The following is a 12,049-nucleotide window of genomic DNA, read 5'->3' as shown; positions in this document are numbered from 1 at the left end:
AATGGTTATAGCATATGTTTCACAAAATTATGAAGAGAATAGATTTGACCTTTATGACGAGTTTACGGATATAGAAAACTTTTTAAACATCAAAGAGTTTATCAGCTACTATGCTGCAAATAAAAACCGTGATCTTGTGCTTTTATATAAAGTAGATACTTTAGAAGAGATAGAAGCACTTGAGCAGATCAGCTTTTCAAACAACATTTATATTATTCTTATGGGAAAAGATGATGTTGCTTTTTCACTTTTAGCCGGGAAATTGGGTGTTGATGTTTATTTGAACTATGAAAAAATAGATACGGATGAACTCATTAGTTATATTACGAACTCTCAAAACATTATAAAGCAGAGAAAAGGGAACAGTAATGTTTCAGTATTTACGGGGATTAACGGTGGTGTAGGGACAACTACAATCACTATGAACCTTGCAAAAACTATAGCAGATGAGTATCCACAGAAAAATGTGCTTTTCTTAGATTTTACCGATACAAAAGCGGTTTCAAACCTCTTTTTTGACGTGATTCAACCAACCAAAACAATTGTAGATATTGCAGGTGTGCAAAGTTTAGAACTCGATGAACTCTTTCATAACGGTCTAATAAAGTTGAGCAATAATCTTTTTTTTGTTCCGGGGATCCAAAAACATACCGATAAAGAGGAGTTCTCAAGAGCAGAGAATATACAGGTTTTCTTAAATTTTATCATGAAAATTAAAGAGCGTTTTGATTTTATACTTATAGATATCGGTACATTTAAAGATAAAGATTTAGAAGTTGATATTCAGGAGATGGCTGACGATATTTTTGTAGTTACAGAGTTCAATATCCCTTCAATGTCAATTTTAAAAACCTATATAGATATTATCGATAAGAGTGGTTGGTATAACAAAACCCACATTATCGCTAATCGTGCTGATGCCTATGGAAGTGTAACACATGAGGAAGCAAAGAAGATCCTCTCAAAAGGTTTAAAACACAACTTTGAAATCGATCATTCTCTTCCAAACGATGCATTGCATTTACGAGAGTGTTGGAATGAAGCAAAACTTGTATGTGAATTGTATCCTGATGCTCCTTTTATGGATGGATTGCGAGAAATGATCAAAAAGTTTTTTATTGTGGATGAAAATGCCATAACACGTGAACAGTTATGTAATACGTCATTTTTTGCAAAGGTTAAAAAGTGGCTTTAAAGGAGAAAATTAAAGGGTTTGCCAATACTTTAGAGAGTGAAGTGGAATCAACAAAAAACAGTGTTGAAACAGTTGCAAGTGATGATGTGAATTGTACAACTTTTTGTTTCCCCCTTTTATATAGAGATGAAAACTATTATGAACTGGCATGTCAAATATATGACAAGTTTATAGATAAGTTAAATATTCAGGCTGAATTGACTGAAAAGATGGTGCGCGAGGTGGTTCTCAAGCATATTAGTGATTTTAATATTCCAAAAACAGCGCTTAAAAGTGAGATTGCCGACTTTTTGATCGATAATCTTTTATATTACGGACCGCTAACAACAATTATACGTCTTGCAGGAAGCGGCTTAAATGATATCATCGTAAATACAAAAGATTATATCGATGTGATCTATGAAGGACAAACGCTTACAACACCGTTTCGTTTTAGAAGTGAAGAGGATTTGAGAAAAATTATCTCAAGAATGTTGAATGAATCAAACAGAAAAGTTGATGAATCTTCTCCAATTGCTTCGGCAAAACTCAATGACGGTTCACGTATAGAGATTCAGATCCCTCCAATTGCCGCAAACCTTGATAAAGACGGTAAACCAGGTTCATATGTGACGGTAAGAAAGTTCCGTGAGATACCTCTTTTATTTGAAAGTCTAATCGATACGAATATGATTGATCTTAAAATGGCATATTTTTTGATCAAAGCGATCAAGGGGAAACTAAATATTGTCGTTTCCGGAGGTACATCGAGCGGAAAGACTACTTTTTTAAATGCGATTACCCGTTTTATTGATGAGAAAGATCAGCTTTTAACTATTGAAGATACGAAAGAGATGAAACCGCAGATGCCTTGTCATGCGATTAGATCATTTGAAGCGCGTCCTGAAAATGAAGAGGGTGCCGGTGCTGTTACAATAGAGACACTTTTACGTACAGCACTTCGTTCAAGTCCAAGAAGGATAGTTGTTGGGGAGTGTCGCGGTCCGGAGATTGTGACCATGCTTAATGCAATGAATACGGGACATCCGGGTTCAATGACTACGATCCATGCAGATGATACGAAAGAAGCAATTGTAAGAATAGAAAATATGTTTCTTGAAGCACGCCCTACGGCAAACATGAACTTTGTGCGCTCACAAATCATCTCAGCAGTTGATCTGATTGTACAGATTGTTCGTTTTCCCGACGGAAGAAGACGAATAGTAAAAATTTCTGAACCTGAAAAAAGGGTTGAAGATAACGGTGTTGTGTCAATGCTTGATGTATTTGAATTTTCACGCGTGCTTAATAACGACAATCCGATGGATTCTTCGGGAAATTTTAAAGTCGTTTCTGCTTCAACAAGAGCTGTAAACAAGATGCTGCAACATGGAGTAGTACTTGAAAACCGTATCTTTGACAATGATTTTGTTGTAACAAAAGAGATGATCATTAAAGAGCTGAAAGATTTTCATCCAAGCAGAATGTGCGGATGGAAAAGTAACTATATGTCTGAAATTCTACAAGCATCACTCGGTAGCGGTAAAAATATTTTAGAAAGATGGCCAAACTTACAGTGATGAGTAGTTTAGAAATAGTATATCTTCTTATCATGAGTGTCAGTGCTACGATGGTACTGTATATTGTTTATTCACAATATGAAAGAGCAATCCATCTTAAACATGTAAAAAACATAGTTTTTGCAAAAGAGAGTGAGATTGAAAACTTATTGCAAAAAATACAGGAAAAGGCTGATAAGCAGTCTTTTATAGCCAGAACACAAGCTGTTTTACTCCATGCTGGGATTAAAATTCACATATTTTTGTTTTTTGCATTGATTGTTATGTTCGTTTTTTTGATCGGCCTTGGATTTTCACTTTTTTTAAAACATTGGTCAGGATTTATAATCGGTACACCGTTTGGTTTATTGTTGGCATATATGTTTATAAAGATGTTAATTACATTAAGACGTAAAGAGTTTAACCGCTCACTTGCAATTGCTATATCCGTTCTTGTAAAGATGATGAAAAACGGGATAGGGTTTGAACAAGCACTATCAAAATCTATAACAGTCTCTAGTTCAAAACTTTTAAAAGAGGTATTTAGAGATTTTTTCAAAGAAAAAAACACGGTAGGGGAGATGCAGGCATTTGAAAATATGTATAAGTATATTGATTCAAAAGAGCTGCGTATCTTTGCACTTGCCATTAAAATCGGTCGCGAAAGCGGCGGGCAGTTTTCAAACACTTTGGCAAAAGTTGAACAAACGATAAGTTATAGAAAAAAGATGCAGGATAAAGTAGATGTTTTAACAAGGGAAGGGAGTTTCGGATCGTATGTAGTTGTCGGTATCGCGATCCTTTTATACTTTATGTTAAACGGAAACTTTGATGGAAAAATTCACAAATATTTCATGGAATCGGAGTATGGAAGATTTGAGCTTTTAGGGATTATGTTGTGGATCTTTTTAGGAATGCTTGTAAATAAACTCATTACAAAGGTAGATAAATGATAGCGACATTTGGCTGGGTATTACTTTTTTTATCTTTTGTGACAATAAGTTTCGGAATTTTTTGGCTGCTATTTATAAAATATAAACATCATAAACTGATTCATTATATTTTTAATTTTGATGACGGTATTTCCCTTATACAAAAATCTGAACATAAAAAGATAGAGGAGTTTAAACTCAAACTCAAGCGTGCAGGTTTAACACAAAAACAATTTAATGAGATCATCCTTGCATCATTATTGGCAGGTGCTTCGATCATCTCTTTGGTTTTTATACTTCATCTGAGTCAAATATTTAATATTTTATTTGTAATTATCGGTATAGGGATCATGACCGTTGCTCCGTTTTTATATCTTGACGAGCAGAGTAAGGCGAGAATAAAAAGAATAGAAAAAGATTTGGCGGTGTTTATTGACCTTCTGATTATTATTTTAGAGGGCGGCGGCGGACTTAACAATGCCATAGACAAGGTGACAAATGACGCAAAAGATGTATTGGGAAAAGATCTTATAGAAGAGTCGAAGATCTTTAAGTATGAGTTTATCACTTACGGCAATGAAGTTGCCTGTAACAATCTTGCTACAAGAACAGGTTCTGAAGCAATTGCAGCAATAGCAGGTTTTATGAGGCTTTCGGAAGAGACGGGGATAGGTGTAAAAACTATTTTTGAAAATCAGGCTATTGAGATTAAACAAGAAGAGATGTTAGGTATTGAGAAAAAGGCAGCTACGATGAATATAAATATAACTTTTGTAATGTTTATATTTATCCTACCTGCGGTGATTGCCATGGTTGCTTTTCCGATGGCAGCCAAAGCTTTAATGCCGGGATTTTAATAAAAGGGGAAATATGAAAAATAAACAGATGAGAATGGTAGTGCTGATCTTAATTGGTTTAGTACTTTTTACGACATCACTTGCTTTGTTGCTGTACTCAAAGCAGGGTGACTTGGAAAAACAAGCAAATAGGGTACAGATGGTTGAGGTGTTTCTAAGTGCAAAAGATATTAAAAGAGGGGAACTCATAGATGCACATTCGATCAAAAAAGGAACGCTTCCAAAAGAGTACCTTGGAGCAACGCCACTCACTGCAAGTGAGATAATCGGCAGATATGCACGTGTAGATATTTTCGCAAATGAGCCTTTAAGAAAAGAAAAAATCTCTTTGGCACAACCAAAAGAGGAACAAAAAGTTGTAAAAGTTGTAGAGAATAACACTTTTAAAGCAGCAGAAATTACACCGGAGCTAAAAGATGCAGATACGATCGTTTTACCTTTATCTGTATTTCATAACATCGATACATCGCTTCTAGCAGGAGATACTATAGACATCGTATCGGTAAAAAGTAATAAAAGTGGAAGAGAGGTTGGTTTTAGTGCAAACTATATCGCTTTAGGCGTAAAAATCAAATCTTTTGCAAATAATATGCAGCGTGCTAAAGGATATATCATCTCTTCTATTGAAGGAAAAGCTGTTGTTGCAAACGGTATTGTTTTAGAAGTAGATCCAAAGAAGATTAAAAACTTTTTAAATCTCTATTATGAAACGCTTGCACTTAATCAAAATAGAGTATATAACAAAAATAATAGCGGGCATCTCTGGATGGTTAAATGCGCAAAAGAGCAAACAGCAGAGACTTTAAAACAAAAAGAGAAGATGTTGGCAGATTATGTTGCAAAAGTACAGTATAAAGCACATAAAGCTGTAAAGCGTACACAAGAGGTAAGTATCTCCTATGAGCAATAGAAAATCATTTAGAAACGGTATGGGCTTCGCACAGATTATGGCTACTTTGCTTGTTGTTTTTCCTACACTGGCTTTTATATTCACTATTTTATTTGATTATTGGGCTGTGATGCAAGCAGACCAGAAATTAAAACTAGTTGCAAATTTAACTACGGAATTTGCTATGACACGTGACGATTTACGCGATTTTTCAAATGGTTCCGGTGGTAATGCCGTCGATTATCAAAACTATCTTGACAGAGTTTCTCAGCTCTGTCCAAACCAAACAGGTGCAGAGTTTACCAGTATCGAAGATGCAGCACGTTCTGGTGAAATAGCAGTTATAGCACAATATGACTATAACGGAACATATTTTAAAAATCAAACTATATCAACACGGATGAATGTTTATTCATATAAAGATCAAAATCTATCTGTCGTTGTGACATGTCAATAAGGGGAAAGAATGACAAAAATAATTACGCTACTATTTTTCTTACTAACAGTACATTTAAGTGGAGATGACCTTGTAGTATTTGATAACGAGTACAATATTGTCCCACTTCAAAAGAGTATTAAAAAAGTTGTTGTGGGCAATAGAGATATGATCAACGTATCATTACTTAAAGGAACAGGTGATACAAATAAATATTTAAAAATATTCGGTAAAAAAACTGGAACAACATCTATATTGTTAGTTTACAGAGACGGCAGTATGCAAAATTATCACGTATATGTGAATAAAAATTTAGGTTATATTCAAAAGATGATCAATTTTGTAGAGCCGAGTTTACAGTTAAATAAAGTAGGTGACGGCTCTACTGTTATTACAGGAACATTTAGCGATCCCCATAATAAGAATAGAGTATATAAACTTCTTGAAAATGCAGGTGTGGATCTCAATACAACAATGGACCTGACACAAACACAAAAAGTAAATAAAATGATCAGAACAAAGCTATATCTTGTGGAGATCAATAATCAAAAGGCACTAGACCTCGGCGGAGTAACTGGACTTGGATTTGCAAGTGGGCATACGAATGTTGCTGTAAATCCACTAGCTGCTAACGGTGCGACATTTAGCGGTTGGCTTTTAGATGAAGTAGGAGGCCCTCTTTTATCTACAGGAAAGTCGGTAACAGGGACTCTTAATTTCTTGGAAAAAAAAGGTGTAGGAAAAATCTTAGATGATACGGTTCTTATCACTACAGAGGAACAAAATGCTTCATTTCGTGTAGGTGGAGAGGTATATATTCCAACGGGTATGACACAAAATGCAGGAAATGCTCCAACTATTCAAGTTTCAGAAAAAGAGTATGGTTTAACATTGACACTGACAACAAAGTTTATGGAAAAAGAGAACTTCATGTATATAGATGTTAATATTGAAGACAGTGCCTTTGATACAAATAGTGACCATAATGTTCAGCTTGGAGCAGGCATATCTGTCCCCTCTTTTGTCAGTAAAACCATCAAAACAAATGTAGTAGTTAGATCGGGTCAGGTTATCGCCCTCGGTGGACGTTTACATAGTGAAGATACTGATCAAGAGGAGAAGATACCATTACTCGGTGATATCCCTTTAATCGGAGACTTTTTTACACATACGGTTAAAGGTACAAAAGGGAATGATTTGCTTTTCTTTTTAGTTCCGGAGATAGTTGATGCAAATGAAGAGATAGATGACAGACGATATTACAGAGACTTTACAAATGATGGGTTGAAACTTCACGATACACTTTTAGATATGAATGCCACTCCTGTCAAGAAAAAAGAACCGTTAGTGATTATAGAAAATCATGAACCTGAGATAATAGCTACAGTTCAAACGCAGCAAGAGCCGATAGAAGAGGAACCTGTTATTGTAGAAGATGAGCCAATGCAAGAGGATATTATTGAGGTTGTTGAGCCAAAAGAAAGCTCACAAGAGAATCTATCTTTGTATGAAGTAAATATTGAAAGTATCTATGTGAGAGGTGAACCCTCTTTAGAGGCATCAAAGATGGTAACGGTATGGAAATCAGGGCATAAGTTTCAAAGTAGTGAAGTTAAAACGGTTGATGAAGTAGAGTGGCTTAAAATTGACAATGACTGTTTTAATGAGTGCCAAAAACTTGAACAACCTTTATGGATTTCAAAAAAATATACGAATAAATTATAATAAAATATAATAATTAAGCTAAGTAAATTCTATTTGCGTATTATAATTTTTTGTGATAGAATAATCACAATATTATCATAATATAATCACAAAAAAAGGAACGGGTTTGAAAAAAGTATTCAAGCGTTTAAAGTCTCAAAAAGGGATGAGTGGAGTTTTAGTTGCATTACTATTAGTAATTGTAGGTGTTGGTTTAGTAGCTGGATTAAATACTGCATTAACTGATATGAAAGATGATATGGTTAAAGATGCTAATACATCAGTGCAAAATTCATTAAATAATCCTTAAAATAGAAGATAAGAGAGTTTTCTCTTATCTTTTAAAGAGAGCCTAAAAAGCTCTCGATTCTTTTTAAACTTTCCTCTTTCCCAATCACTGACATAATCACATCAAGACCTGGTCCGCCCATTTTACCAAGCATAGCTATACGTAACGGTTGTCCGATTTTACCAAAACCGATCTCCATCTCATTTACTATCGCTTCGATGAGGTGATGATACTCTGTCGGCATGTGGATCCCCTCAGCTGCTTCAAGTTTAGCTTTGAAGTTTGCAACAATATCAGCCGTATCTGCTTTTACCGCTTTTTTCATCGCTTTTTCATCATAGCTTGTAGGAGTTGTAATAATCTCTTTACACAGATCACTTAGTTCTTTAATCGTTTTTGCACGCTCTTTAAGTGCATCGAGTAAGATCTCTTTTTTATCGTGAGATGTAAGTACAAGCTCATAGTCGTGTAACAGCTCTACAAGAGTGTCATTTGGTGTATTTTTAATGTAGTGTGAGTTTAGCCAGTCAAGTTTTTCAGTATTGTAAATAGAAGCTGATTTATTGATATCTTTTGGATCAAAAAGCTCCATCATCTCTTCCATTGAGAAGATCTCCTGATCACCGTGACTCCATCCAAGACGTACTAAAAAGTTTAGCAGTGCTTGGGGAGTGTATCCCATCTCTTTATAAGCCATAACGTCAGTCGCACCGTCACGTTTAGAGAGTTTTTTCCCCTCTGAATTGTGGATCATAGGTACATGATAAAACTTAGGAATATCAAATCCAAGTGCTTCATACACTACGATCTGCTTTGGTGTATTTGAGAGGTGATCATCTCCGCGGATAACTTCATTGATCCCCATTAAAGCATCATCAACAGCCACAACAAAGTTATATGTAGGGCTTCCATCAGATCTAGCGATAATAAAGTCATCTAAGATATCTTCCGCTTTAAAAGTAATATCCCCTTTTACACCGTCACGTACTATGATCTCACCAGTTATAGGTGCTTTAATACGGATAACAGGTTCAATACCCTCTGGAGGAGTCCCCTCAAAGTCACGATATCTACCGTCATACTTCGCACGCTCTTTGTTTGCCATTTGTGTTTCACGAAGCTCTTCAAGCTCCTCTTTTGTCATATAACACTTGTAGGCTTTTCCCTCTTCAAGTAACTGCTCGATATATTTTGCATAGATATCATCACGTTTACTTTGGTATGTTACTTCTCCGTCAGCAACAAGCCCTAACCAGTTAAATGCTTTAAGTATAGCTTCTGTTGCCTCTTCAGAGTTTCTAGCTTTATCTGTATCTTCTATACGTAAAACGAATTTTCCACCGTTTTTTCTTGCCCATAAGTAAGAAAATAGTGCAGTTCTCAGACCGCCAATGTGCAGGTATCCAGTAGGACTTGGAGCAAAACGAGTAACAACCATTTATAAACCCTTTTATTTTAATAGTGTGGAATTTTAGGGTATTGTTGGTTAAAAATGGGTAAAATAACTCTCAATTTTAAATATATGGAAAAGTATGAGAAAAATATTATTTGTTTTATTATTTACAAGTTTTTTAGAAGCGAAAGTATATGACGGTGTAGCAGTAGTTGTGAAAAATGAGGCTATCACTTTAGAAGATATTAAAAAAGAGATGCAAACTTCTCATATTGATGTAAAAAAAGCGACGGATGTTTTAATTCGTCAAAAACTTGAAGCAGCTGAAATCGAGGAGAGAAAAATCGTAGTATCCTCTTCAGAAGTGTATGATGACATTAAGCAGATGGCTTCAAGAAACAACATGAGCATCAGCGACTTTTATAACGCTGTAAGAGAGTCTAACGGGCTTAGCTCTACTGAGCTAAAAGAGAAGGTAAAAGAGAAACTTTTATCGCAAAAACTCTATAGTGCTATTGCTTATGCTTCAATAGATGAACCGAGTGATGAAGAGATCAAAGAGTATTATGAACTGCATAAAGAGAGTTTTTCCCATCCTGCATCTTTTACGGTTGTGATCTATGATGCAAAAAGCAAAGAGTTATTACAAGAAAAAGTTGATAACCCAATGTTCTACTCACCTGAGATAGCAACAAACGAACAAGTGCTGCCGTTTGAGAGAATCTCACCTGAATTATCTTCGCTTTTAAGCAGAACTCCTCTACACACTTTTACACCTGTTGTTCCAAACGGTAAAGGGGGCTATATGAGTTTTTATATCAAGTCGGTAGCATCTGCAAAAGAGAGTGGAATCGATAGTGTAAAAAATCAGATCGTTAATGCGATAATGGCAGATAAAAGGGAAGTTGTATTAAACGACTATTTCGCAAGACTACGTGACAATGCAGATATTAACATCATCAGGATGCCTGAGTAATGATAAGCGATCAAAGTTTTATAAATATTGCAGTAGAGATAGCAAATGCTTCAAAGTGTGTTTCAAAACAGGTAGGAGCAGTGATTGTAAAAGACGGCAGGATTTTAAGTACGGGTTATAACGGTACACCTGCCGGATATATCAACTGTTGTGAACACTGGGAAAATGAATATACTTCCGATCATCATGAATGGAGTAAAACTTACGAGATCCATGCTGAGATGAATGCAATCATCTGGGCAGCTCGAAAAGGGATCTCTATTGAGGGTGCTACTATCTATGTAACGCTTGAACCGTGTAGCGAATGTAGTAAAAACCTTATAGCTTCGGGAATAAAACGTATAGTTTATTTAAAACCTTATGAGCATACGCACTCAGAAGTTATCTCTAAATTTATAAGAGATAACGGAGTGAGTATAGAGAGGTTAGCAGTAGAGGAGTAGCTATACTTAGCACTCTCTGTTTTGTATGTGGCAAGCGATCGCATAGCCGTGATTAAGCCCTAAAGCGATACTTCCGCCGCTCTCTTGAGTGATGTCACCCGCAACAAAAAGACCCTCTATATTTGTCTCGTAGTAATCGTTGTGGACAGGCTTTCCATCTTCCTCTTTGATCCCTGAACTAGAGAGAAATGCACTCGGTGTCGTGCCGCCGATAGCATAAATCACCCTGTCAAATACCTCTGTTGTATCATCATTGAAAATTACTTTTACTTTCCCGTCCTCATCTTCAAGCCCGTCAATGTCAATGCCTAAAAGCGGATTTACCTCTTTGTGCATGATTGCATTTGAGATATCTCTTTGGTTTGTAGGGTTCGCACGTCTGAAAGTTTCACGTCTATAGCAGATCGTAACGTCGTTTTTAGCACTTAGATCAACTGCATACTCAACGGCACTGTCTCCACCGCCGACAACTAAGACCTTTTCATTTTCACTACACTCGTCTGTCGTATAGTTGACTTTTTTTCTAATACTAGGAGGGATCTTGTAAGAGGGCTTGTTTGGTTTTCCCATACGCCCGATAGTTACTACTACATACTTTGCTTTGATGCTGCTTCCGGCCATAAACACTTCAAAGTACTCATCCTCTTTTTTGATAGACTGTACCTCTACCTGAGTTTGAAGTTCAACTGAATGGTTATCTAGGATCTCATCAAAGAAGTCTAAAGTAGATTCTTTTGTACCGTCGATAAAGTAGATGTTTCCGTCAAGTTCAACTTTCTGTCCTTTCCATTCAACATCGACACGTTTGTTATCTTTGTAGTATTTTCTAATGGTAGAGTTGTGGTTGATATCTTTCTCAAGTAAAACGATATCACGAACCCCTTGTAGGTAACTTTCAACGGCAGTGGCGATCCCAGCAGGTCCCGCTCCCACTATCGCTAAATTGTAGATTTTATCCATGCAACTCTCCTAGAAATAAATGTTAGAAACTTAATTCTAGAAAAGTGTAGCATAATTATCGGTAAATCAAAACAACGGAATTATGAAAGAAGTTCAAGTGCTTTTTCTGGCGGTCTTGCGATTACGGCTTTGCCATTTTTTATCACAATCGGGCGCTCAATTAGCTTTGGATTTGCAACCATGGCATCGATCAGTTTCTCTTCATCATTTTCATTTTTTAGATCTAATTCTTTGTAGATATCCTCTTTTGTACGCATCATCTCTCTTGCTGAGACCCCAAGCATAGAGAGTACATTTTTGATCTCATCTTTTGTCGGTGTCTCTTCTAAATATTTTACAATCTCTTTTTCACATCCGTTTTCCTCTACAAGTGAAAGTGCCTGACGAGACTTAGAGCATCGAGGGTTGTGCCAAATTGTTATTTTTTCCATAATTAT

13 protein-coding genes are annotated in these 12,049 nt (G+C 36.0%); 10 read left to right on the top strand and 3 right to left on the bottom strand.

Translation table 11 applies throughout. The features are described 5' to 3' along the window. The first annotated feature begins 1 nt into the window (after position 1). From QWY88_RS08305 to QWY88_RS08270, 8 genes are all read left to right on the top strand, one after another. Positions 2-1,195, top strand: a complete 1,194-nt coding sequence (locus QWY88_RS08305) for a CpaE/TadZ family protein (protein WP_304545924.1) — start codon at positions 2-4, stop codon at positions 1,193-1,195. Further along, on the top strand, positions 1,186-2,754 hold the full coding sequence (locus QWY88_RS08300) for a TadA family conjugal transfer-associated ATPase (RefSeq protein WP_304545923.1): 1,569 nt from the start codon (positions 1,186-1,188) through the stop codon (positions 2,752-2,754). The genes QWY88_RS08305 and QWY88_RS08300 overlap by 10 nt, the downstream gene beginning before the upstream one ends. Next, positions 2,754-3,686 (top strand): type II secretion system F family protein, encoded by a 933-nt coding sequence (locus tag QWY88_RS08295; protein ID WP_304545922.1) that lies wholly within the window; start codon positions 2,754-2,756, stop codon positions 3,684-3,686. The genes QWY88_RS08300 and QWY88_RS08295 overlap by 1 nt, the downstream gene beginning before the upstream one ends. Next, on the top strand, positions 3,683-4,522 hold the full coding sequence (locus QWY88_RS08290) for a type II secretion system F family protein (RefSeq protein ID WP_304545921.1): 840 nt from the start codon (positions 3,683-3,685) through the stop codon (positions 4,520-4,522). The genes QWY88_RS08295 and QWY88_RS08290 overlap by 4 nt, the downstream gene beginning before the upstream one ends. A 13-nt stretch (positions 4,523-4,535) precedes the next feature. After that, positions 4,536-5,432, top strand: a complete 897-nt coding sequence (locus tag QWY88_RS08285; protein WP_304545920.1) for a flagella basal body P-ring formation protein FlgA — start codon at positions 4,536-4,538, stop codon at positions 5,430-5,432. Beyond that, positions 5,422-5,868, top strand: a complete 447-nt coding sequence (locus QWY88_RS08280; protein ID WP_304545919.1) for a hypothetical protein — start codon at positions 5,422-5,424, stop codon at positions 5,866-5,868. Before QWY88_RS08285 ends, QWY88_RS08280 begins: the two co-directional genes overlap by 11 nt. A gap of 9 nt (positions 5,869-5,877) precedes the next feature. Beyond that, positions 5,878-7,572, top strand: a complete 1,695-nt coding sequence (locus QWY88_RS08275; protein ID WP_304545918.1) for a type II and III secretion system protein — start codon at positions 5,878-5,880, stop codon at positions 7,570-7,572. A gap of 106 nt (positions 7,573-7,678) precedes the next feature. Beyond that, complete coding sequence (locus QWY88_RS08270; RefSeq protein ID WP_304545917.1) at positions 7,679-7,861, top strand: hypothetical protein; 183 nt, start codon at positions 7,679-7,681, stop codon at positions 7,859-7,861. A 31-nt stretch (positions 7,862-7,892) separates the two neighbouring features. On the opposite strand, the gene gltX is transcribed toward QWY88_RS08270, so the two are convergent. Continuing rightward, positions 7,893-9,278: a glutamate--tRNA ligase gene (gene gltX / locus QWY88_RS08265; protein ID WP_304545916.1), complete on the bottom strand. Its 1,386-nt coding sequence runs from the start codon at positions 9,276-9,278 to the stop codon at positions 7,893-7,895. 94 nt (positions 9,279-9,372) lie between these two features. Between gltX and QWY88_RS08260 the strand changes: the two genes are divergently transcribed. Continuing rightward, entirely contained in the window at positions 9,373-10,209 is an 837-nt protein-coding gene (locus tag QWY88_RS08260) for a peptidylprolyl isomerase (RefSeq protein ID WP_304545915.1), read from the top strand. Further along, the gene (locus QWY88_RS08255; protein ID WP_304545914.1) at positions 10,209-10,652 is read left to right on the top strand and encodes a deoxycytidylate deaminase; all 444 of its coding nucleotides are present in this window, start codon (positions 10,209-10,211) and stop codon (positions 10,650-10,652) included. Before QWY88_RS08260 ends, QWY88_RS08255 begins: the two co-directional genes overlap by 1 nt. Positions 10,653-10,658: 6 nt before the next feature. Here the strand turns inward: QWY88_RS08255 and QWY88_RS08250 are convergent, their stop codons facing one another. Continuing rightward, positions 10,659-11,612, bottom strand: coding sequence for an NAD(P)-binding domain-containing protein (locus QWY88_RS08250; RefSeq protein ID WP_304545913.1), 954 nt, complete (start codon positions 11,610-11,612; stop codon positions 10,659-10,661). An 80-nt stretch (positions 11,613-11,692) separates the two neighbouring features. Then, positions 11,693-12,043 carry an arsenate reductase (glutaredoxin) gene (arsC, locus tag QWY88_RS08245; RefSeq protein WP_304545912.1) on the bottom strand — a complete coding sequence of 117 codons (351 nt, stop codon included), beginning with the start codon at positions 12,041-12,043 and terminating at the stop codon, positions 11,693-11,695. Positions 12,044-12,049: the final 6 nt, after the last annotated feature.

The sequence above is a fragment of the Sulfurimonas sp. hsl 1-7 genome, assembly GCF_030577135.1.
In the GTDB taxonomy this organism is placed as follows: Bacteria; Campylobacterota; Campylobacteria; order Campylobacterales; family Sulfurimonadaceae; genus Sulfurimonas; species Sulfurimonas microaerophilus.
This window is presented reverse-complemented; position numbering and strand designations above follow the sequence as displayed.